Annotated in this window: 20 protein-coding genes; 10 read left to right on the top strand and 10 right to left on the bottom strand. The window is 68.0% G+C overall.

Annotated features, from left to right (window positions below; translation table 11 throughout):
- Nucleotides 1-20 precede the first annotated feature (20 nt).
- Both QO033_RS14090 and QO033_RS14085 read right to left on the bottom strand, forming a co-directional pair.
- Nucleotides 21-971, bottom strand: a complete 951-nt coding sequence (locus tag QO033_RS14090) for an ornithine cyclodeaminase family protein (RefSeq protein ID WP_284481616.1) — start codon at nucleotides 969-971, stop codon at nucleotides 21-23.
- Entirely contained in the window at nucleotides 968-2,530 is a 1,563-nt protein-coding gene (locus QO033_RS14085; protein WP_284481615.1) for an FAD-dependent oxidoreductase, read from the bottom strand. The genes QO033_RS14090 and QO033_RS14085 overlap by 4 nt, the downstream gene beginning before the upstream one ends.
- Nucleotides 2,531-2,779: 249 nt before the next feature.
- Here QO033_RS14085 and QO033_RS14080 point away from each other — a divergent pair, with 249 nt between their 5' ends.
- The 3 genes from QO033_RS14080 (at nucleotide 2,780) to QO033_RS14070 (ending at nucleotide 7,112) form a co-directional block, all read left to right on the top strand.
- A complete protein-coding gene (locus tag QO033_RS14080; RefSeq protein ID WP_284481614.1) occupies nucleotides 2,780-4,828 on the top strand; it encodes an oxidoreductase in 2,049 nt (682 codons plus the stop codon).
- Nucleotides 4,829-4,839: 11 nt separating this feature from the next.
- On the top strand, nucleotides 4,840-6,009 hold the full coding sequence (locus QO033_RS14075) for a mandelate racemase/muconate lactonizing enzyme family protein (protein WP_284481613.1): 1,170 nt from the start codon (nucleotides 4,840-4,842) through the stop codon (nucleotides 6,007-6,009).
- Nucleotides 6,010-6,083: 74 nt separating this feature from the next.
- The gene (locus QO033_RS14070) at nucleotides 6,084-7,112 is read left to right on the top strand and encodes a GlxA family transcriptional regulator (RefSeq protein ID WP_284481612.1); all 1,029 of its coding nucleotides are present in this window, start codon (nucleotides 6,084-6,086) and stop codon (nucleotides 7,110-7,112) included.
- Nucleotides 7,113-7,136: 24 nt separating this feature from the next.
- Here QO033_RS14070 and pdxY read toward each other — a convergent pair whose 3' ends face one another.
- Nucleotides 7,137-8,006 carry a pyridoxal kinase gene (pdxY, locus tag QO033_RS14065; RefSeq protein WP_284481738.1) on the bottom strand — a complete coding sequence of 290 codons (870 nt, stop codon included), beginning with the start codon at nucleotides 8,004-8,006 and terminating at the stop codon, nucleotides 7,137-7,139.
- Between the two features lie 23 nt (nucleotides 8,007-8,029).
- Nucleotides 8,030-8,725: an MOSC domain-containing protein gene (locus QO033_RS14060; RefSeq protein ID WP_284481611.1), complete on the bottom strand. Its 696-nt coding sequence runs from the start codon at nucleotides 8,723-8,725 to the stop codon at nucleotides 8,030-8,032.
- Nucleotides 8,726-8,813: 88 nt separating this feature from the next.
- Between QO033_RS14060 and pdxR the strand changes: the two genes are divergently transcribed.
- Genes pdxR through QO033_RS14040 form a run of 4 tightly spaced genes read left to right on the top strand, consistent with a single transcriptional unit; the run spans nucleotide 8,814 to nucleotide 11,899 of the window.
- Nucleotides 8,814-10,259: a MocR-like pyridoxine biosynthesis transcription factor PdxR gene (gene pdxR / locus QO033_RS14055; RefSeq protein WP_284481610.1), complete on the top strand. Its 1,446-nt coding sequence runs from the start codon at nucleotides 8,814-8,816 to the stop codon at nucleotides 10,257-10,259.
- A gap of 56 nt (nucleotides 10,260-10,315) precedes the next feature.
- Nucleotides 10,316-10,744, top strand: coding sequence for a MerR family transcriptional regulator (locus QO033_RS14050; RefSeq protein WP_284481609.1), 429 nt, complete (start codon nucleotides 10,316-10,318; stop codon nucleotides 10,742-10,744).
- Nucleotides 10,680-11,102 (top strand): carboxymuconolactone decarboxylase family protein, encoded by a 423-nt coding sequence (locus QO033_RS14045; RefSeq protein WP_284481608.1) that lies wholly within the window; start codon nucleotides 10,680-10,682, stop codon nucleotides 11,100-11,102. The genes QO033_RS14050 and QO033_RS14045 overlap by 65 nt, the downstream gene beginning before the upstream one ends.
- Entirely contained in the window at nucleotides 11,093-11,899 is an 807-nt protein-coding gene (locus QO033_RS14040; RefSeq protein WP_284481607.1) for an NHL repeat-containing protein, read from the top strand. The genes QO033_RS14045 and QO033_RS14040 overlap by 10 nt, the downstream gene beginning before the upstream one ends.
- A gap of 57 nt (nucleotides 11,900-11,956) precedes the next feature.
- Here QO033_RS14040 and QO033_RS14035 read toward each other — a convergent pair whose 3' ends face one another.
- The 5 genes from QO033_RS14035 to QO033_RS14015 all read right to left on the bottom strand — a co-directional run bounded on the left by QO033_RS14035 (nucleotide 11,957) and on the right by QO033_RS14015 (nucleotide 18,181).
- On the bottom strand, nucleotides 11,957-13,048 hold the full coding sequence (locus QO033_RS14035; RefSeq protein WP_284481606.1) for a Zn-dependent alcohol dehydrogenase: 1,092 nt from the start codon (nucleotides 13,046-13,048) through the stop codon (nucleotides 11,957-11,959).
- Between the two features lie 398 nt (nucleotides 13,049-13,446).
- Nucleotides 13,447-14,991 (bottom strand): tannase/feruloyl esterase family alpha/beta hydrolase, encoded by a 1,545-nt coding sequence (locus QO033_RS14030; RefSeq protein ID WP_284481605.1) that lies wholly within the window; start codon nucleotides 14,989-14,991, stop codon nucleotides 13,447-13,449.
- Between the two features lie 253 nt (nucleotides 14,992-15,244).
- Nucleotides 15,245-16,105 carry an aldo/keto reductase gene (locus tag QO033_RS14025; RefSeq protein WP_284481604.1) on the bottom strand — a complete coding sequence of 287 codons (861 nt, stop codon included), beginning with the start codon at nucleotides 16,103-16,105 and terminating at the stop codon, nucleotides 15,245-15,247.
- Between the two features lie 222 nt (nucleotides 16,106-16,327).
- On the bottom strand, nucleotides 16,328-16,993 hold the full coding sequence (locus QO033_RS14020) for an NAD(P)H-binding protein (RefSeq protein WP_284481603.1): 666 nt from the start codon (nucleotides 16,991-16,993) through the stop codon (nucleotides 16,328-16,330).
- 99 nt (nucleotides 16,994-17,092) lie between these two features.
- The gene (locus QO033_RS14015) at nucleotides 17,093-18,181 is read right to left on the bottom strand and encodes a Gfo/Idh/MocA family protein (RefSeq protein ID WP_284481602.1); all 1,089 of its coding nucleotides are present in this window, start codon (nucleotides 18,179-18,181) and stop codon (nucleotides 17,093-17,095) included.
- A gap of 282 nt (nucleotides 18,182-18,463) precedes the next feature.
- Here QO033_RS14015 and QO033_RS14010 point away from each other — a divergent pair, with 282 nt between their 5' ends.
- Nucleotides 18,464-19,354 (top strand): AraC family transcriptional regulator, encoded by an 891-nt coding sequence (locus QO033_RS14010; protein ID WP_284481601.1) that lies wholly within the window; start codon nucleotides 18,464-18,466, stop codon nucleotides 19,352-19,354.
- Nucleotides 19,355-19,372: 18 nt separating this feature from the next.
- Here QO033_RS14010 and QO033_RS14005 read toward each other — a convergent pair whose 3' ends face one another.
- Entirely contained in the window at nucleotides 19,373-20,548 is a 1,176-nt protein-coding gene (locus QO033_RS14005; protein ID WP_284481600.1) for an MFS transporter, read from the bottom strand.
- Between the two features lie 463 nt (nucleotides 20,549-21,011).
- Here QO033_RS14005 and QO033_RS14000 point away from each other — a divergent pair, with 463 nt between their 5' ends.
- Both QO033_RS14000 and QO033_RS13995 read left to right on the top strand, forming a co-directional pair.
- A complete protein-coding gene (locus tag QO033_RS14000) occupies nucleotides 21,012-21,380 on the top strand; it encodes a DUF2255 family protein (RefSeq protein ID WP_284481599.1) in 369 nt (122 codons plus the stop codon).
- Between the two features lie 88 nt (nucleotides 21,381-21,468).
- A complete protein-coding gene (locus tag QO033_RS13995; protein ID WP_284481598.1) occupies nucleotides 21,469-22,236 on the top strand; it encodes an SDR family NAD(P)-dependent oxidoreductase in 768 nt (255 codons plus the stop codon).
- The last annotated feature ends 9 nt before the right edge of the window (nucleotides 22,237-22,245 follow it).

The following is a 22,245-nucleotide window of genomic DNA, read 5'->3' as shown; positions in this document are numbered from 1 at the left end:
TGCGGTGGGCCGTGGCAGGGTCAGGACCGGTCGGCGGCCATGACCACGCCGGCGGTGATCAGGTCCAGATGCGAGGCACCGCCGTTCTTGAAAAGGCTGATGTCGTCGGGGCCGGGCAGGGCGCAGCGCCCCTGGCAGAGGTCGAAGAGATCGCCCAGAACATCGGTGGGAGTGATCACCCCGCGGCCGATGGGACCGGTGAACTCGCCGGATTTCTCCACCGCCGAAGGATCGTCGACATAGAGCATCGCGCGGCGGAGCAGCGCATCGTCGCCCTCGCGCATCTGCGGCGTGAAGGAGCCGATCAGGCCGACATGGGTGCCGGGGCGCAGGAGATCGCCATGGATGATCGGCTCTTCCGCCATCGTGGCCGACATCACGATATCGGCTTCGGCCTGCGCCGATGCAGGGTCGGTGCAGGCCTGGGCGGGCAGGCCGCGGCTGCGGCAGCTCTCGGCAAGGGCCTCGGCCTTGTGGCCGCTGCGGTTCCAGATCCGGATATCGTCGATGCCGGGCCGGACATGGCGGATCGCGTCGATGACATAGGGGGCCAGCGCCCCGGCGCCCATCATTACCAGCCGCCGGGCATCGGGCTGCGAGAGGAGCCGGGCGCCGAGCGCGCTGTCAGCGGCGGTCTTGCGGAAGATCATCGCCTCGCCATCGAGCAGGGTGGTCGGTTTGCCGGTGGCTGGATCGAACAGGATATACAGCGATCCGACCGAGGTGAGCCCGTGGCGCGCGGGGTTCTCGGGAAAGGAGGTGACCAGCTTTACCCCCAGGGCGCGGTCGCGGTCCCAGGCCGGGGCGAGGATGAGGAAATCGGGCTGGCCGTCCGCGCGCGGCTGCATCAGCCGCAGCTGGTCGCTTTGCGGTTTTTCACGCCGGTGCGCCTCTTCCAGCGCGTCGATCAGCCGGCCCCAGGGGGCACGGGCGTGAACCTCGTCGAAATCGCGGAAGGGGATGGCGGTCATGCGGCGGTCTCCGGTGCAGGGGCAGGGTGAAAATTCTCGGCCACGAAGGCGCGGTAGGCAGCCAGTTCCTGGGCGATCCGTGTCGCGTCCCAGCCCAGCAGGTCGGCGACGGCGCCGGCCACCGCCTCGGCATGGGGCAGGCCCATACCCACCTGCCAGCCCAGGTTGACGCGGCGAAACATCAGATCGGTGAGGGTGCGGACATGTTCCTGCGCCGCCGCCGCGCGCAGGCTGGTGACGCTGATGCCTCCGATGGAGGGACCGTCGTCGCTGGGCAGGTGCCGCGCCCCGGGGTCGAGCGTGCCGGGCGTTCCGGTCGGGCGAAGCCGCGCAGCGACCCAGGCGGCGATCCGGCGGCCGGCGTGACGGTGCACCATGATCGGGGTGCCGGTGACGGTGATGGCGTTCTCCATCCCCTCGCGCGCCAGATCGTGGATGGTGAAGGATTTGACGCCGGAGGCGGAGGAATCGTCGGTGCGCGGCCGCACCCCGCACCAGGCGTAGACCACATCGGCGCGGCCGAGGTCGAAGCCCGGGAACACGCGGTTCGCCTCGCCGAGGATATAGTCGATCTCGCCGGGTTCCACCCGGGCATCCTCCGGCGGGCCGACATAGACGGTCTCGGTCGGGCCGAAGAAATGATGATCGCCCCAGGGCATCAGGTAGAACGGCTGATCCTGCGAACTGATGGTCTCCATCCCCTGGCCGCGGCAGGCCTCGGGCAGCTTGACCATGACATTGACCCCCTTGATGCCGATCACGTGGCGCGCCCCGGTGCCGGGCCCCTGTTTCAGTACCCGGTCGATCCAGGGGCCGGCGGCATTGACCAGAAAACGCGTCCGCACCTCGGCCCGGTGATTGCCGCTCTGATGCGGGCGGCCGGGCAGCGCGCCGGGTTCCAGCGTCAGCGCCCAGTCTTCGCCGTCGCGCCGGAAACTGGCGACGCGGACATAGTTTTCCACTCTCGCCCCGAGCCGTTCGGCATCCATCACCGCGTCCATGCAGATCCGCTCGGCCCAGTTGTACTGATACTCCCGGAACCGGGCGACGCCTGCCAGTTCCTCCGGGTTCATGAAGGACACCAGCCCCCCGCGCGCGGCCTGGGGCGTCGGCTCGTGCCGGTAGGCCAGCGGTGCGCGGGGCGATCCGAACAGGCTGAGCGCGCGATAGCCGAGCGCCACTTTCCAGCGCGGATAGGCGCTGTTGCGTTTGACCGGAAAGACGAACTCACAGGCGGTGACCCGCTCCGGCGCGGTGGTGGCCAGCTCGGTCCGGCATTTCATCGCCAGCCGGGCCATCCGCACCCGTTGCAGCATCTCGCGCGGATGAAACAGGGCCCGCCACAGCGGATAGTCGGGTGAAAAATAGGCGAGCCCGCAATAAAGCAGCCGGCTCGACCGGCTGGAGGTGCCGGAGGCGAAATCGCCCTGGTCCACCAGCAGTACCCGGAACCCCCTGGCGGCCAGGTTCTGGGTCGCCGACGCCCCGGTGGCGCCACCGCCGATCACGACGACATCGTATTCGCTGCCGTCGAGGGAATGCATCCTGCTGTCGCTCATGCGGCGGGGTCCTCTGTTGCGTGGGCTGCGCGTCGGAGGGGACCGGCTGCGCCCTGCGGGTCAGTCTCGGGCCAAAGCCGAAAGCTTGCCTAGACCGAAATTGGACGGATCGCCTGCCGGTTTTGGACATCCGGGTGATGTCCATATCGGGCATGAATTATGTCCAGATCGCGACTAGTCGACTCTGCCAATCTGGCGAAACGTTTGGGGGCAACCTCTGCCCGCAGGGCAGCACCGAAAGACATCGCGATGACATCTTCCGACCCGACCCGCTCTTCCGCGCCGACCAGGGATCCGCTGCTGCAGCCGCTGACGATCCGGGGCCTCACCCTCAAGAATCGTGTCTTCACCACCGCTCATGCGATCCAGCACGCCCGGGACGGGCTGCCGCAGGAGCGCTACCAGCTCTATAACGAGGAGAAGGCAAAGGGCGGCATCGGGCTGATCATGTTCGGCGGCTCCTCCAACGTGTCGCCGGATTCCGGCTCGGTCTTCGGGGCGCTGTCGCTGGACCGCGACGAGGCGATCCCGCATCTGCGCGCCTTTGCCGACCGGATTCACCGGCATGACACCGCGATCATGGTGCAGCTGACCCATCTGGGTGGGCGCAGCCACTGGCGGGCGGACAACTGGCTGCCCATCGTGGCGCCGTCGCGGTTCCGCGAGCCGGCGCACCGGGCCTTCGCCAAGGAGATCGAACTGCACGACATTGACCGGATCGTGCGCGACTTCGGGGACACCGCTTGGCGCTGCCGCGAGGCCGGGATGGACGGGGTGGAGATCCACGTTCACCATCATCTGGTCGGCCAGTTCTGGTCACCGCTGATGAACCACCGCACCGATGATTATGGCGGCTCGATCGAGAACCGCGCCCGCTTCGGCCTGCGTGTGCTGGAGGAGATGCGCCGCCGCTGTGGCGATGATTTTCTGATCAGCATCCGCATGGCGGTGGGCGAGGGCGAGGATGCCGGCATGTCGGATGCCGACTATCTGGAGATGGGCCGGATCCACGAACGCTCCGGTCTGGTCGACTTCTTCAACCTCACCTATGGGCGGATCGACACACCGGTGGGGCTGTCGAGCTATATGCCGGGGATGGCGCTGGGGCTGGCGCCGCAGCTGCAGTTCATCGCCGCCTTCCGGCAGCATGTCGGCTTGCCGGTGTTTCATGCCGCGCGGATCAACGATCTGGCCACCGCCCGCTATGCGATTGCCGAGGGGCTGATCGACATGGTGGGGATGACCCGCGCCCATATCGCCGATCCGCATATCGTGCGGAAGCTGCGCGAGGGCCGCGAGGCCGAGATCCGTCCCTGTGTCGGCGCGACCTATTGCTCCTGGCACGGCAGCTGCATCCACAATGCCTCGATCGGGCGGGAAAAGACCCTGCCGCATCTGATCGACAAGGCCGACCGGGCGCGCCGGGTCACCATCGTCGGCGCCGGTCCCGGCGGGCTGGAGGCGGCGCGGGTCTGCGCCGAGCGGGGCCATCAGGTCACCGTGTTCGAGGCGGCGCCGAAGGCCGGTGGCCAGGTGCTGCTGGCGGCCGAGCTGTACAAGCGGCGCGATCTGATCGGCATCGTCGACTGGCGGCTGAGCGAGCTGGAGCGTCTGGGGGTGACGATCACCTACGACTGCTATGCCGACGCTGAAACGGTCGCGGCGAGCGCGCCGGAGATCGTCATCATCGCCACCGGCGGTCTGCCCGATCCGATGGAGCGGGAGATCCCCGGAGCCGACCTGGCGGACTCGCTGTGGGAGGTGATCGGCCAGCCCGGAGAGATGCAGGGCGAGGTGCTGTTCTTCGATGTGACCGGCACTGTCACCGGGCTGAACGCGGCCACCACCATGGCCGAACGCGGCGCCCGTGTGACCTGCGTGACCCCCGACTCCATGGTCGGAATGGAAACCAGCGGTATCGAGCGTCCGCTGATGATGAAGGGCTTTTACGCCGCCGGGGCGACGCATCTGACCGATGCCAAGCTGGTCGGCATCGAACGCCGGGACAACCGGTTGCTGGCGACGCTGGAGAACGTCTTTACCGGCGCGCGGAGCCAGCGGCCGGCCGACCGCGTGGTGATCGAAAACGGTACGCTGCCGATGGACGAACTCTACAGGGAGCTTGCAGAGGGCTCCGACAACAAGGGGGCCTTCGACCTCTACGCGATGGCGGAGGGCGGCGCGGTCGCCGCGCCCAAGACGGAGACCTATCAGCTTTACCGCATCGGCGATGCCGTCTCCTCCCGCGATATCCACGCGGCGATCCTTGAGGCGACGCGGCTCTGCCGCACCATCTGAGAGGAACCGACATGAAAATCGTGAAAGCCCGGATCTATCTGGTCGAGAGCGGCGGCATCAGCCCGGTTCTGCTGGAACTGGAAACCGAGGACGGCAGCCGCGGGCTGGGCGAGGCGGCGATCGCCTATGGCGCCGGCACCACCGCCGCGGCGGGCATGGTCAAGGATGTGCTCGACCGCTATCTGCGCGGCGGCGTCAGCCCTTCGGACAGTGAGCGGGTCTGGAACGAGTTCTACGATCACGGCTTCTGGGCCAAGGGCGGCGGCCCGGTGGTGATGAGCGGGATCAGCGCGGTGGAACAGGCGATGGTGGACCTGCGTGCCCGCGCCCTCGGGGTGCCGGCCTATGAGCTTCTGGGCGGCCGGGTCAACGACCGGCTGCGCGCCTATTGCAACGGCTGGTATTTCGGCTGCACCTCGGATGCCGATCTGCCGATGGCGGCGGAACGGGCGGCGGCAGAGGGCTATGGCGCGCTGAAATTCTACCCCTTCGTCGAGATTTTGGCAGAGGGGCGGCTGCGGCACCCGTCGCGCCGGTCGGTCGCGGATCAGTCGCTGTTGCGGCGCGCGCTCGACCGGATGAAGGAGATCCGCCGCGCCGTCGGCGCCGAGGTCGAGCTGATGCTGGATCTCTCCGCCGGGATCGCGCCGGACGATACCGTCCGTTTCTGCCACGCGCTCGAGGAGGTCGGTATCAGCTTTATCGAGGAGCCCACCGTGCCGGGCGACACCAGGGCGCTGGCGGAGGTGAAGCGGGCGATCCCGCAATCGGTGGCGGTGGGCGAGCGGCTCTATTCCCGCTACGGCTTTCGCGATGTGCTGGAGGCGCGGGCCGCCGATATCCTGCAGCCCGATGTCGGCAACACCGGCGGGCTGATGGAGGCCCGGCGCATCGCCGCCATGGCCGAGGCCTACGGGCTGAAGGTGCAGCCGCATATCTGCGCGTCGGCATTGTCGACGGCGGTGGGCATGCATTTCAGCGCCGCGGTGCCGAATTTCTATTGGCAGGAGCATTTTCCCTATTGGGCGCGTATCCCCGGCCATGTCGATGTGATCGACGATCCGGTCGAGGACACGGTGAAGAATGGCGTCATCCCGGTGAACGACCGGCCGGGGTTCGGCGTCTCGCTGCGGCGAGAGGTTGCAGAAAACTGGCTCTGGGCCGAGCTGGACCTGATCTGACCGGGTCTTTGCGGTCCGCCCCCTTGCAGTGCTGCGGCAGGCGGGGGAGGATCGCTGCGGGAGACCGAGATCGAATGAAGACCTTTGCCTTTCTGCTGCAGCCTTCCTTCCAGTTGCTGGGGCTCGTCTCGGCGATCGAGGCGCTGCGGGTGGCCAATTCGGTCTGCGAGACGCCGTTCTATGCTTGGGAATTCGTCCATGACGACGAGGCGAGCGTGATGTCGAGCGCCGGGGTGAGCCTCCCGGCGGCGCGACATATCTCGGAGCTGGAGGAGTTCGACGTGCTGATCGTCACCGCCAGTTTCCGCCACCAGGACCATGTCGGGGCGGCCACGGCGGCGGCACTCCGGCGGTTCGCGCGGTTCGGCAAGACGCTGGGCTCCTTTGAGAGCGGCATCTATCACCTGGCTCAGGCCGGGGTGATGGACGGTCACAAGGCGACCGCGCATTTCAACAACCTGCCGCTGTTCGAACAGCTGTTTCCCCGGGTCGAGTTTCTGCGCAGCCTGTTCACCTGCGGGCAGGGGCGGATGACCGCCTCGGGCGGCAGCGCCTGTCTCGACCTGATGTTGCATGTGATCGAAACCGATCTGGGCGCGGTGGTGGCGACCCGGGTGGCGAGCCTGATCTGCCATCCCGGGCGGCGGCTTCAGGGGGCGCCGCAGGACGGGCTGTTGACGGCGCGCAGCCTTGGCCACCAGCCGGCAGTGCGCGGCGCCTGCCGGCTGATGGAGGAACGGATCGGCGACACCGCCGGCGGCATCGCCGCCATTGCCGCTCAGGTCGGCGTGTCGCGCCGGCATCTGGACCGCATGTTCCTGGCTGCCTTCGGCTGTACCGCCTCGGATTACTTCCGCCAGATCCGGCTGGCCCGTGCCCGCAAGCTGGTGAAGGGCTCGGCGCTGGAATTCGGCGAGATCAGCAGCCGCTGCGGCTTCGGTTCCTATTCGCATTTCCTGCTGCGCTATCGTGAGCTTTTCGGCGTGTCGCCGTCGCAGGACCGGCGGGCGCCCAATCTCAGCGCCCACGACCCGGCCGAAATCCGGCCGAGCGACGATCTGCACCCGTTTCAGGCCGGCCTGGACCTGACCCGGATGATCTGACGCGTGGCCCGACCCGACCTGATCTTACCTGCCTTGGCCGGGTCGGGCCCGCGGCGTGGCGGCATCCTCTCCGGCGCCCGGTCCCAGCGTCAGGAGCGCGCGGCGGAAGCCGGGATCGCTCAACACCACCTCTCCGGCGCCGAGCGCCTTCGCGTGGCAGAGTGCGCGGGAGGTCAGCGCCTGGGCGTTCTCCACCGCATCGGTCAGCGCCAGCCCGCGCCCCAGGCCCGCGACGATCAGCCCGGCAAAGAGGTCCCCGGTGCCGGGCAGCGCGATGGGCAGATGGTCGGTCGGGTGACGGCTGATGCCCTCGGGGCCGAGCAGGACGGTTTCGATCCGGCCCGGGGCGGTGTCGGCGAGCCTGCAGCCGGTGGCGATCAGATCCGCGCCGGGGGCGATATGCAGCTCTGCCCGGGCGGCGCGAAGATCGGCCAGCGTGGCGATCTCGTGGCCGGTCAGCCAGCTCAGCTCAAACGGGTTCGGTGTCGCCAGATCGGCCATCGGCAGCAGCCGGTCGCGCATCACATCGGCAATCGCCTCGGGGACATAGAGGCCGGGCGCGTCATCGCCCATCACCGGATCGCAGAGATAGCGCAGCCGTGGGTTTGCGGCCTTCGCCTCGGCGACGAAATCCGCCACCATCTCCGCCACGTCGAGCGATCCGATATAGCCGGTCAGGATGAATTCCGCCCGCTCCGGCAGGCCGCGTTCGCGGGCGCCCTGCAGCAGGTCGGAGAAGAATTCGGGCGGCAGGGCGCGGCCGCGCAATGTCGGGTAATCGGGGGTGTTGGAGAACACCACCGTGGGGATCGCCGCCACCTCCAGCCCGGCTGCCTGCATTGGGAAAAGCGCGGCGGAATTGCCGACATGGCCGAAGACCACCTGGCTCTGGATCTAGATCACGAAGGGCGGCGGGGTCATGCGGTGCCGTCCAGACGTTTGCTCCAGTCCTCGACCCGACGGCTTTCCAACCGCCGCACCGCGTATTTGCGCCAGCCCTCGGCCAGCACGTCGAGCGCGACGATCCCCTCCAGCTCGTCCAGATTGAGCCGGTCGACGTAGAGCGCGTGCCACAGCCGGTGCAGGCTCCAGTCCGGTGCCACCCGGTCGACCAACTCCATCCGGTCGCCGGGGGCCACGGTGCCGGGCTGCAGCACCCGATAGTACCAGCCGGTGCGCCCGGTCAGCTGCACCCGTCGCGCCATGTCGGCGACCCCGAACCGCTTGTTGAGCTTCCAGCAGGGCTGGCGCCCCTGCGACACCTGCAACAGCGCGTCCCCCAGCCGGAAGATATCGCCGACCGCGACCGTGGTTTCGGTCAGCCCGGTGGTCGAGATATTCTCTCCGAAGCCGCCGGGGCCGGCGAGCGGCGGCAGCTCGCCCAGCTCGGCGCGCCAGAGGGCGTAGTGATCCCGGGGATAGTGATGCAGGGCCTTTTCGACGCCCCCATGTACCCGGCGGTCGGCCTGTTCGTCGCTCTCGACCCCCTCGGGGCCGAGCGTCAGCGGCCGGTCCACCGGTGTCTTGACGATGCCGCTGAGCGTGTCGCTGCCGGGCAGGGGGGCGGTGCGGCCGGTCAGAAGCATGATGCGGGGGCTGGCGGGATGAGTCATCGGAACCTCTTGTCTTTGGCGCCGGTCTGGCAAATAACCGGCCCAGGCAAAAGATCCAGTTCCTGAATTTCAGATAGGCCGGTTTGACATGGCGCGCGACCCGCTTGCCTTGGACATCGACAGGGGCGGCGGCGGTCCGCTGTTTCTTGCCATCGCCGCGGCCATTGTCGGCGATATCACCCGGGGCCGGCTGGTGCCGGGACAGCGGCTGCCGGGCACCCGGGCGCTGGCGCGCGAGCTCGGGGTGCATCGCAACACGGTCGATGCCGCCTATCAGGAATTGCTGACGCAGGGCTGGCTGCGGGCGCAGCCCGCCCGGGGCACCTTCGTCGCCGAGGATCTGCCGCAGGCCATGGTGTCGCCGCCGCCGGTGCCGGCCGCGCCGGAGCCGGAACCGCATTCCCCGGCGCTGGCCTTCACCGACGGTGCCCCCGATCCCAGGCTGGTGCCCGACAAGGCGCTGGCGCGGGCCTTCCGGCGGGCGCTGCTGGCGCCGGCCTTTCGGTCCGGCTCCGATTACGGCGACCTGCGCGGTACCCCGGCGCTGCGGCGGACGCTGGCCGCCTATCTCGCTTCCGATCGCGGTGTGGTCGCCGATCCGGCGCGGCTGCTGATCGCGCGGGGCAGTCAGATGGCGTTGTTCCTGGCGGCGCGGGCGGTGCTGGTCCCGGGCGAGACCATCGCGGTCGAGGCACCCGGCTATCCGCTCGCCTGGGAGGCCTTCCGCGCCGCCGGCGCCACGATCCGTGGGGTGCCGGTCGATGCCGGCGGGTTGCAGGTGGAGGCACTGGAGACGGCGCTGGCGCGCGATCCGGGCATTCGCGCGGTCTATGTCACGCCGCATCATCAGTATCCGACGACGGTGACCATGGGGGCGGCGCGGCGGTTGCAGCTGCTGGAGCTGGCGCAGCGGCACCGGCTGACGCTGATTGAGGACGATTACGATCACGAATACCGTTTCGAAGGGCGCCCGGTCCTGCCGCTGGCGGCCCGGGCGCCGGCCGACCTGCCGCTGATCTACATCGGGTCGCTGTCGAAACTCCTCTCCCCCGGTATCCGGCTGGGCTATGCGCTGGCGCCGGAACCGGTGCTGGCGCGCATGGCGGCGGCGCGGGCGGCCATAGACCGGCAGGGCGACACGCCGCTGGAGGCCGCATTGGCCGAGCTGATCCGTGACGGCGATCTGGGGCGCCATGCCCGCAAGGCCCGCCGGATCTATCGCGCCCGCCGCGATCTGCTGGCCGAGGCGCTGACCCGGCGGCTGGGCGACCGGGTGCACTTCGATCTGCCGGCGGGAGGGCTGGCGCTCTGGCTCTGCAGTCGCGGCGCGCCGGCAGAGCCCTGGGCCGAACGGGCCGGCCGGGACGGGTTGGCGCTGCTGCCCGGGACCCGTTTCACCCTCGATGCACCGGCGCCCCAGGCGTTCCGGCTGGGCTATGCCGCGCTGGAGGAGGCGCAGATCGCCCGCGCTGTGGAAATCCTCGCCCGAAGCTGGCCGGGCGGGTCGTCAAAGCATCGCGATTTTCCGTCTTGACTTAGAGCGCGCTCAAACCCCTAGGGTCGGACGCGTCTTGATGAGAAGCGGGTGTGATGAAAATCGGCGAACTTGCGAAACGCAGCGGTCTGTCGGCCCATACCATCCGGTATTACGAGCGGATCGGGCTTCTGCCCTATGCTGATCGCGACGCCGGAGGACGGCGGGATTACGATGAGACGATCCTGGTCTGGATCGCCTTTCTCGACCGGCTGAAAACCACCGGCATGCCGATCCGGGAGATGCTGCGCTATGCGGAGTTGCGCGCCAGAGGAGCGCGGACCAGCCCGGAGCGCCGCCGCATGCTGGAGGTGCACCGCGACCGTGTGCGCGATCATCTGGCCGATCTGCAGGCCTGTCTTCTCGTCCTCGACACCAAGATCGACGGCTATGTCGAAACGGAAAAAAGGACGCAAACCCATGACGATACACAGCAGTACGACGCCGGAGAGCCGGCTGGAGCGCGGCAAGCGCGCGCTCGATGAAATCGACGGCAAGGCCGGTCAGAACGTAATCGATGCGCTGGCCGGGATCGCGCCGGACTTCGCCACCTATCTCTTCGAATTCCCCTTCGGCGATATCTATTCCCGCCCAGGTCTGGCGCTGCGCGACCGGGAGATCGCGACGATTGCCGCCCTGGCGGCGATGGGAACGGCGCAGCCGCAGCTGAAGGTGCATATCGAGGCCGGGCTGAATGTCGGGCTGAGCCGGGAGGAGATCACCGAAATCCTGATGCAGATGGCTGTCTACGCCGGCTTTCCCGCGGCGCTGAACGGGCTGTTTGCCGCAGGGGAGGTGTTCGCGGCCCGGGCCGCGGCAGAGGAGGGTATGACGTGCGGCTGAGCCGTCGCGCCGTTCTGGCACAGGGGCTGGCGGTGTCGCTGGGGGTGGCCGGCCGGGCACGGGCCGCCGGCGATCCCGGGCCCCTGTGGCAGGGCGTCAGCGCGCCGGCTGGCATGGGGTTCGACGCAGCCGGGCATCTTTTCGTCGCCGAATGGGGGGCCGGGCGGATCAGCCGCTTCGCCCCGGACGGGCGGAGGGAGGTGTTCGCCGAAGGGCTGCCCGGGCCCTCAGGTCTGGCAATCGCCGCCGATGGTACGATCTTCGTCGCCTCCTATGCCGACGATCTGATCTGGCGGTTCACGGCCGACGGCCATCGCCGCACCCATGTCACCGGTCTGGCGACGCCGGCGGGGCTGAGCTTTGATCGCGCCGGGCGGCTGATGGTGGCGAACCGGCGCAGTCACGAAATCCTGACGGTGGAGGACGATGGGCCGAAACCGCTGATCGACGGGCTGAACACCCCGGTCGGCGTCGTGCAGACGCCCGATGGCGGCTATGTCGTCTCGAACATCGGTGGCGGGGTCACGGTCCTGCGGCCCGATGGCCGGCGGATCGAGGCCGGACAGGCCTTTGCCACACCGGGGTCGGGGATCGCTCTCACTGCCGATGGCCGGGTTTTCGTGGTCGATTACGGCGGAACGACGGTGCGGGAAATCCTGCGCACCGGCAGCTCCCGACGCATCGCCGACGGGTTGTCGCGTCCGGTGGGGCTGGTGGTGACGCCGGATCAGAAGGCGCTGCTCTGCGCGACCTGGGGCGACGGGACGATCTTCCGCATTCCGCTGGAGCGGCTCTGAAGGCGGACGCCGGCGCCGACATTTTGCGTCGGTGCCGGCGCATTGGTCAGGCGGGGATCAGAAGGAGGTGATGACGGAGCGGATGATGCCGCCCTTGGTCAGCGCCTCATAGGCTTCGTTGATCTCGGAGAGGGCGATTTCCTGGGTCACCAGATCGTCCAGCACCAGGCGGCCCTGAACGTAGAAATCGGCGTACATCGGAATATCGGCCTTCAGGTTCACCGACCCCATCAGCACGCCGTGGACGCCTTTCTGATCGAGCAGGGCCTGCAGCGAGGTGTCCAGTTCGATGGTGGTGCCCGGCTTGGCGAGGCCGATGAAATAGGCCTGGCCGCCCATGCCGCACATCTCGACGGCCTGTTTCTGCGTCATCGCCATGCCGATCACCTCGAAGGCGTGATCGACGCCGCCGCCGGTCAGCTCCCTGACCGCCTCGATCGGATCGACCGTCTTCGAGTTGACGACATCGGTGGCGCCGAATTTCCTTGCCGCTTCCAGCTTTTCGTCGTCGATGTCGATGGCGATGATACGGCGGGCCCCGGCCAGCCGGGCGCCGCTGATGGTGTTGAGGCCGACACCGCCGGTGCCGATGATGGCCACCGAGTCACCCACCGCCACCTTGGCGGCGTGGATGGCGGAGCCGGCACCTGTCACCACCGCGCAGCCGATCAGCGAGGCCTGCGCGAAGGGGATGTCCTTGTTCACCACCGCCAGCTGGTTCTCGTGCATCAGCGCCTTTTCGGCGAAGCCACCGACCCCCATCACCTGGTTGACCGGCTGGCCGTCCAGGGTGATGCGCGGCGGCTGGTCTTCCTTGCGCATCACCGCCTCGGGGTGCTGGCATTCATAGGTCTTGCCGGACAGGCATTTGACGCATTTGCCGCAGAACTGCACCAGACAGGCGACGACGTGATCGCCGACCGCGATGGTCGTGACATCGGGGCCGATGGCGGTGACCACGCCGGCGATCTCATGGCCGAAGAGCGCGGGCATCTGGTGGCCGAAGTCGGTGGTGGCGAAATGAAGATCGGTGTGGCAGAGCCCCGAGGCCTTCACGTCGAAGGCGACTTCGGCGCCAATGGGGTCGGCGATCTCCATGTCGACGACAGTGAACGGCTTGCCCACTTGCGTGATGACAGATGCTTTCATGAGGTAACTTCCTTTCGATATGACCGAGCTTTCTGCGGTGCACGGCAGGACGGCCCGGCACTGGCCGGTCCGGAGGTTTCGGGCCCGGACTCCCGTTCGGGGAGCAATGGGGTGCGCGAGACACCGGGGATCGCCATACTGGGTCGTCCTGTATCGGCAGACCCGTCCGCGAACAGCTGCGCCGCATCTGGGGTCCATCGGTATACGAATGTATACTTCTGCCTTTGGCAGCGACTATGCCCGTTTTGAACTTGCGCCGATGAGGAGCATTCATGAATGGGGCGGAGCGCGGCTGCTGGGGGGATCGGCCGCGTCGGCGGGGCGGTGAAAGACTGGGCAGGCAGGGGGAACCGTACCGGTCAGGCCGCCCGCAAGCGGGGCGACCTCCGGCAACCGGGTCAGGGCGTGACGCAGGCGAAGCTGTCGGCCAAGGCGGGGTCGCCGCCGGTATATTGCGCATGTGCGGGGTAGGCGCAGAGCGGCATCCCGCGGCCGGGCATCGAGGGCGCCGAGGCGGCCATCATGTCGGGGGCCTCTCCGCTGTCGATCCAATGTTCCAGCGCGGTGAGCGGATCGAAATCCTCGAAGGCGGGACCACCGCCGCAGTGGGTCATGCCGGGCACCATGAAGAGGCGCGCCACATCCGGGCCGGTGTTCGCGACGGTTTCCTCGTACCAGCGGGCGATGTCATTGGCGGAGAACACCGGATCGGCCATGCCCTGGAAGATCACCAGCTTGCCGCCGTCATGCGCGAAGGTGGACAGAAAGGTCTCGTCGGCATCGAAATAGCCGCCGACCGAGCTGACATTCCGCGCCAGCGCGTCGAAGTCGGGCGCCGCGGGAAAGGTATCCTGGGGTGGGGTCATGAACAAGGTCATCAGCGATGGCCGACCCAGCGAGAGGGCCAGCGAGGGGACCTCTGCCGTGCCCAGTTTCCACGCCCGCCAGCCTGGGCTGGAAAGCCCCGGGTCCCAGGGCCAGTCGCTGTAGAGCGCCCTGCCGTCGGCGCCCGTCGGCCCGTTCATGACAGCGCGCAGCGCCGCCAGCTTGCCCGCGGCGATCCGTCCATCCAGGGTGCCGCTGTCAAAGGCGCACGGAGCGGCGACGATGCCATCTTCCAGCCCGTCCCGCGCATCGCATTGTGCCAGCACTTCGGCCGAGACGATGTCGAGATCGGCCTGCGTCAGCGCCTGCGGCAGGTCGCCGCCGGGGGCCACCGGCATCAGCTGGGCCACATCCCAGGCCTGGGCCACGGCCGCGCGCGACAGGCGAAAGCCGGGGTTGCCGGCCACGATCCCGTCGAATTCGGTGGGAAAGCGCTGCGCGGCCATCATTGCCTCGCGGCCGCCGTTGGAACAGCCCATGAAAAAGGACTGCGCCGGGGATGTGTCATAGCGCGCACGGATCAGCGCCTTGGCGGTCCGCGTCACCTTGCCGATGGCGGCATAGGCGAGGTCGAGCCGCGCCTGTTGATCGTGGGCAAAGCTCGCGTCGAGACCGTCATGGCCGCCATCCATGCTGACCACCGCATAGCCGCGGCGCAGCGCCGGGGTCGCCGTGGTGCCGAGCGTGGGGACGCTGCCGGTGGCCGGCGCGATGAATCCGTCGCTGCCACCGCCGCCCTGGAACAGGAACCGTCCGTTCCACTCGTCGGGCAGGCGCATCTGGAAGCGGATGCCATAGCGACCGTTCACGCCGTCGCGATCGTCGATCTTGCCCTCGACCAGGCAATGCGCCGCGACCTCCACCGGGTGGGGAGAGCCACCGGTCATGGCGCTCATCGGATCGGGCGGCAGGGTCTGGGCCACCTGCTCTTCGGCGGTGGCGATATCCACGCCAAAAAGGTTCAGACCGGCCAGCGCGGCGCAATCCGCCGCCACCGCAGGGGTGGCCACAAGCGCAGTGGTCAACAGCAGCGCAGCGGGCAGGAGATTGGCTTTCATGATGTGTCCTCCTCAGTTGTCCAAGGGAGCCGCCACATCGTTGGGGACGCAACGGCGACTGGATCGGCCCTGAGAGGACTTTGAAATCCCTTCAGGGGCGGGCCCTGGCAATCCTGGAACGGGAGTTTTCAAGACTGGCACAAAGCCGGCAGGCAAAAGGCCCGAGCACCTGTCACAAATCGCCCCGAAGGGGGCGGACAGGCGCCGCGTCATCCGTGCGGCGCCTGTCTCACTCTGTCCGACGGTTGCCGGATCAGTTCTTAGCGTAGACCGGGAACACGCTGGCGTCGCCATAATCCTTGATCGGATCGATGGTCTTCAGCGATTCCATGTCGGCGTCGGAGATCACGAATTCGACCTCCGCATTGCTCTTCATGTGGGCCGGGTTGCCGGTCTTCGGCAGCGCCACCATCCCGAGCTGCAGCACGTAGCGGATGCAGAGCTGCGGAACGGTCACACCGTATTTCTCGGCCATCGCGCCGATTTCGGCGTTGTCGAGGATCTTGCCGTGGGCGATGGGCGAATAGGCTTCGACCAGCAGGCCCTGGCTGGTGGCATAGTCGATCAGGTCGAAGGGCGTGTTGCTCACATGCGCGAGGATCTGGTCGACCATCGGTTTGATCTTTGCGTTCTCGAGCAGGTTGTCGAGGTCTTCCTTCTGGAAGTTCGACACGCCGATGGCGCGGATCTTGCCGGCTTCATATGCCTCTTCCAGCGCTTTCCATGCTGCGAGGTTGCCTTCGAAGAACCGGTCTTCGCCGGCGAAATCCGCCCAGGGTTTCGGGCTGTGGATGATCATCAGGTCGATGTAGTCGAGCCCGAGGGTCTTCAGCGAGCCTTCGATGGCGGCCTTGGCGCCTTCGTAATCCTTGACCTCGGCGGCCAGCTTGGTTTGCAGGAACAGCTGGTCGCGGGCGATGCCGGAGGCGCGGATGCCTTCGCCGACACCGCGTTCGTTGCCATAGGCCTGGGCGGTGTCGATGTGACGGTAGCCCATCTCGATCGCCGCCTTCACGGCATCGGCGACCACGTCGTCTTCGATCATCCAGGTGCCGAGCCCGAGTTTGGGGATCTCGACGCCGTTCGGCAGGGTGTATGTTTCTTCGTGGATCATCTGAATCCCTTTCTTCCTGGTGTTGGTCGAACCGGGGGTCCCCGGTTCTGTCATCTCGGACGATCCGCGCCGCCGCGGGGCGGGCTGTGCGGATCCATGGCGCCTATGTAACGCAGCGGGGCCTTCGGGATAATCGAGGCATAATGACAATCACCCATGAGCAACTCTCATGAATGGGGCGCATCGGTTCCTGTGAGACGGCGCATAGGCCCCAGGGTGCCGTCAACCCTTCAGCCGTGCCTTGCGCAGAGCCTCCAGCGCCTCAGCGACAGGAACCGTGCCATCGGTCAGCTCCAGGATCTCGCGGCGGATGTCCGGGCGCTCGATCAGCCCGGCGAGGACACGGGCGACATTGCCACGGGCCACATTGCCATAAGCGACCGCCGGCCCGAGGCTGACCCTGCCGTCGCCGTCTTCGTGCTGCAGGGTGCCCGGCCTCACGATCACCCAGTCCAGCTCAGAGGAGGCGACCGCCACATCGGCGCGTTTCTTCTCCGCCATGTAATGCTCGAACCGCGGGTTGCGCTCTTTCTGGCGGGCGGATTCGGGAAAGGCCGACACCAGATAGAGGCGCGAAATGCCGAGCGCGCGGGCGGCTGCGACCGTCTTGATCGGCCCGTCGCCGTCGATGGCGGTGGTGCGGTCGAGGCCGCTGCCCGCCGCACCTGCGGAGAACACGATGGCATCGCAGCTCTGCGCGGCGGCGGCGATCTCCGCCACGCTCATGTCGATGATGTCGCCGGGACAGGGGACCGCGCCCGCCGTGCGGATCGCGTCTGCCTGCTCCGGCTTGCGATGCAGCCCGACGACCTCGTGACCGTTCGCGACGAGCATCGGCAGAAGTCGATGGCCGATCCCGCCGGTGGCACCGATAATCAGGATTTTCATTCCGGGTCCTCCATGGATGGTGTCCTGCCGTCCTGCATGGCGCGCCCGAGGCGCAACGGCAATGCCATCCCGGCCGCCCGGGATGGTCCTTTGTTCGGCTTAGCCCTTTGCGGCGGCCGAGGTTTCGATGCGGTCCAGCAGGTCATGCAGCGCCACGGCGTCGGCAAAGCTCGGGGCGGTGCGGCTGCCGGTGCGGATGTCGGCGGCGAGACGGGCATAGATCCCGGCCACGTTGCGGGCGCCGGCAAACTCCGGCTTGCCGTTGTAGAGGGCAGGTGCGGGCATCTGCTCGGTCATCTCCTTGGCGTCGCCGCGCGCGCCCTTGACGGTCAGCTGCACCATCTGCGCGTGGCCCAGATCGGCGGTGACCTGAATGTCGCCTTCGGTGCCGTTGATCTCCCACAGCAGATTGGTGCCGCGCGACACGCCGCCGCGATAGTGGACCGACACCGCCGCGCCGCTGGCCATGGTGCCCTGCACCAGGAGCTGGTCGGGCGCCGTCTTGGGGCGCGTCTCGCCGGCATCGGTCACCTCGACCGTCTCGAAATGGTTGATGAAACGCGCATCGAGCGGGCCGAAGGCGCCCAGAACCTCCTGCAGGGCGGCCAGGGTATGCGCCATCGGGATGGACTGCATGGTGGCGCCGTTGCTGGCGTCGAAGAGGTAGTAATATTCCTCGATGGTCTTGTCCGACCAGTTGCCGCCGGAACCGATCAGGCTGGTCGACAGCACTTCGCCGACGAAGCCCTCGGCGATCAGCTGTTTCAGGTGCAGGATCTCCAGCGCCGCGCGGGCCTGGGTGCCGACCACGGCGACCACGCCCGTCTCCTCGGCCAGGGCGGCGAGGCGGCGCGCCTCGTCCAGACCGTTGCCGAGCGGCCATTCGCAATAGACGTGTTTGCCGGCCAGCAGCGCCGCGCTGACCAATTCGAAGTGATGGGGCACCTTCACCGTCACCACCACCAGATCGATCTCGGGCGAGGCGACGAGAGCTGCGGGGCTGGCAAAGGCATGTTTCAGCCCGAGCGCCGTGGCGGTGCGTTCCGCGCTTTCCGGCGTGCTGTTGGCAACGCCGACGATTTCATAGGCGCCCCCCAGCGATTGCAGGGCGGGCAGGTGGGCGGTGGCCGCCCAGTGGCTGTCGGGGTTGAGGCCGATGAAACCGACGCGGATCGGGCGCTCTGTCATGGTGTTCTCCTGAGTAGTCTTCTGTCTGGCCGGCTGGTTGGCGGTGCCGCCGACCGCGCAGCGGCCGGAGGTGCGCGGCCTGTCCCGGGCCTGTTTGGGGCCATGTCCGGGGCGTGCCTCGGGCGGACCGGGAACCGGATTGCGACGCGCTCTGCCCTGATATAGTCAGGGAGCCCTGAGCGCCCATGTGGATTCCGGTCGATGATTTGCCCGATCCGATCAACCGGCGCGTTGCGGCAGTTCCGCAGCTTGCGGAGCGCCGCCCCTTGCGGAGAACGTCGCATGCAGGACTCGTTTTCTGAGCTGGTCGAGCGGGCACAGGCGATCGCCTGCCCCGGGCGCAGCGTGCCGCTGCTGCCGGACGCGACGCTCTGTTCCGCCGCCGCGCCCTCCGGCCCGGTCGGCGAGCTGTCCGAACCGACGGTCTGCCTGGTTCTTCAGGGCGTCAAGGAAGTGGCGGTCGGCGCCCAGAGCGTGCGATACGAGCCTGGCGCCTGTTTCGTCGGCTCGGTGGTGCTGCCGGTCACCAGCCGCATTGTCACCGCCAGCTCGGCGCGGCCCTATATGGCGATCAGCCTGGCGCTTCATCATCGGGAGATCGCCGATCTTCTGGCCGAGGTCGGGACCTCCGCGCCGGAGCCGTCGGGGGGCTATGCCATCGGCCCGGCCCCGGCGGGCCTGCCCGAGGCCTGCCTGCGGCTTCTCGCCCTCAGCCGCGTGCCGGAGGATGGCCCGGTGATGGGGCCGCTGATCCGCAAGGAGATTCTCTACCGGCTGCTGAAGGGGGAGCAGGCAGGGGTCCTGCATCAGATCGTCGCCGCCGATCCGAAGGCACGCCAGCTGCGGCGGACACTCTCCTGGATGCGCGACAATCTGGACCAGAGCGTTCCGATCCAGGACATGGCCAACTGCGCCGGGATGAGCGAGGCATCGTTTCGCCGCCACTTCCGCGCCACCACCGGTATGAGCCCGCTGCAGTATCAGAAGATGCTGCGTCTGCAGGAGGCCCGCCGGCTGCTGCTGGCCGGGACGGAGGTGAGCCGGGCCGCCTTCGCTGTCGGCTACGAAAGCGCCTCGCAGTTCAGCCGGGAATATTCCCGGACCTTCGGGCATCCGCCGTCGCGGGAGGGCCGGCCGGGGCAGCAGAGACCGGCGGAGCTGCAGGCGGATTAGACCCGGCCGGATCCCGGGTCAGATCGCGGGTCTGCGGCGCCACAGCGTCGCCAGGCCCAGCAGGACGATCAGCCCCCCGGCCACCGGGACGGCGGTATAGCCGAATCCCCAGCCCAGCGTGGCGCCACCGACGCCGGCGCCGACGGCATTGCCCAGGTTGAAGGCGGCGATGTTGAACGAGGCGCCGAGCCCGGGCGCGCCGGCAGCCGCCTGCATGGCGCGGATCTGCAGCGCCGGCACACAGGAAAACGCCGCCACCGCCCAGAGCAGGAAGCCGATCACGGCGCCGGCAGCGGAGGTGGCCAGCAGCGGCAGCAGCAGCGAGGTCAGCGCCAGCGCCAGCATCGCAAGGCGGGCGCCTTTGTCGATCGACCAGTCGGCGAGGCGGCCACCGAACCAGTTGCCGAAGGTCAGCCCCAGCCCGATCAGCACCAGCACCAGGATGACAAAGCTGTCGTCCGCCCCCGCCAGCTCGTGCAGCAGCGGCGCAACATAGGTGTAGACGGCGAAGAAACCGCCGGCGAACATCACCGTTGCCGCCAGCGTGATCGCCATGCGCGGATGCATCAGGGCGCGCAGTTCGGCCCGGGCATTGGGGCGTGGGCCGGGGGCCTCCTTCGGCAGCGCCAGGGCCAGCGCGACGATCGCCATCAGGCCGATGACGACGGAGGCGCCGAAGGCCATCCGCCAGCCAACATGCGCCCCCAGCCAGGCAGAGGCCGGCACGCCGCCGATATTGGCGATGCTCAGTCCCATGAACATGGTGGCGACGGCACTGGCCTGCCGTTCGGGCGCGACCAGGCTGGTGGCCACCACCGCGCCGATGCCGAAGAAGGCGCCCTGGCACAGGCTGGTGATCAGCCGGCCGGTCAGCAGCGTCCAGTAGCCGGGCGCCAGCGCCGAGATCAGATTGCCCAGCACCAGCAGACCCATCAGCGCCATCAGCGCGGCCTTCCTGTCGAAACGCGCCATCAGCAGGGTCATCGCCGGCGCGCTCAGCATGACGCCGAGCGCGTAGGCCGTGACCAATTGGCCGGCCGCGGGGATCGAGATGCCGGTGCCCGAGGCGATGGCCGGCAACAGCCCCATCGGGGCGAATTCGGTGGTGCCGATGCCGAAGGCGCCGATCCCCAGGGCGAGGAGCGGCAGGGCGGAGGCGGGGCTATGGGTCGGAGACGATGCGGGGGTAGGCATGAAGGGCGGTCCAATCTGTTGCCGCGCTGAGGGTCACGGCCGGAAACGGGGTCCTGGCCGGCGCGGGTCTTTGGTGTTGCAATCGATCTTTGCGGGCGTTCGCCGGGTGCGCGATGGCGCAGACGGCCGGGTCGCACGGGGCGCGCGGTCGGCGGCGGCGCTCAGCGGTCGGCGAGATGTAGGCCGGCGGCGGTTTTTGGACTATGCTCGGAATGACGCAAAGACTGATGAGCCGCAGTCATATATCTGCGATGCCGGATCCCAGGGCAGGCGGGATTTGCCTGCTATGTCCTGCCGGGCTCCGCCCTGTTCCCGCCGCCGGTCTTATGAGCCGCGATCATGAGTGCCAGTTGCAAGGCCGGCCTAATCGCCATCGCCGCAACGGATATATCATGCCGCGAGTGGAGGGCGGCCGGTAATCCGCGCCCCCAAGTGAAGCGTTTTAGACCGACAGGAGTGGGCTATGGCTTGGACGGATGAGCAACTGGAGCGGATCGCGGCTGCCGACGATCTGAAGATTTCGCCGTTCCGCGAAGATGGGGTGACCTATGGCACGCCGACCTGGATCTGGTCGGTGGTTGTCGGCGGCGCACTCTATGTCCGGGCCTATAGCGGCACGGCATCGCGCTGGTATCAGGCGGCGATGCGCCAGAAGGCCGGCCGGATTTCGGTGGCCGGTAGCCGCCATGAGGTCGGCTTCGCGCCGGTCGAGGACACGCTGAACGACAGGATCGACGCGGCCTATCGGGCGAAATACGGCACCAGCGCCTATCTGGCGCCGATGATTTCGGCCCGCAGCCGTGCCGCCACCGTGCGGGTGACCCCGCGCTGATCGCCGGGCCGGCGCCGGAACGCGGCCGCCGGAGCGGTAACCGGGAGAGCCTGTGGCTCTCCGCCAACTTCAAAGGAGGATTTGCATCATGCACAGGATGCTCGAAGGAAAAACCGCGATCGTGACCGGCGCCACCAAGGGGATCGGCCTGGCGATTGCCGAGCTCTTCGCCGAAGAGGGCGCGAATGTCGTCCTGACCGCGCGGGGCAAGGATCTGCTCGACGAGGTGGTGGCCGACATTACCGCCAAGGGCGGCAAGGCGATGGGGCTGGTCGCCGACTCCTCGGACCCTGCCGCACCCGCCCGGGTGTTCGCCGAGGCGATCGCAGCCTATGGCCAGGTCGATATCCTGGTCAACAACGCCGGTTCCGGCGACATGGTGGCCATCGAGGAAGCCTCCGACGACCATTTCGCCAAGATCGTCGAACTGAACCTCGCCGGTCCTTTCCGCTTCTGCCGCGAGGCGGTGAAGCACTTCATGCCGCGCAACGACGGGCGGATCATCAACGTCTCCTCGGTCAATGGCACCCTGCCGATCTGCGGCGTGGCCTATACCTCGACCAAGGGCGGGCTGAACACGATGACCAAGAACATCGCGATCCGGCTGTCGGGGACGAAGATCCGCTGCAACGCCATCGCACCGGGGGTCACCGATACCGACGCCGCGCGGGCCTGGGCCGCGGGCGAGCAGGAGGGCGGTGACGTGATGCTCGAGTTCTCCGACAAATACGTCAACACCACCGTGCCGATGACCGAGCCGCGCGATCAGGCCTATGCCGCGCTCTATCTCGCCAGCGAGATGGGCAAGGCGGTGACCGGCCAGGTCATTCAGGTCGACAACGGCGCCTTCCTCTGAGAGGACGGG

This window comes from Pseudodonghicola flavimaris (genome assembly GCF_030164425.1).
Classification (GTDB): domain Bacteria; phylum Pseudomonadota; class Alphaproteobacteria; order Rhodobacterales; family Rhodobacteraceae; genus Pseudodonghicola; species Pseudodonghicola flavimaris.
This window is presented reverse-complemented; position numbering and strand designations above follow the sequence as displayed.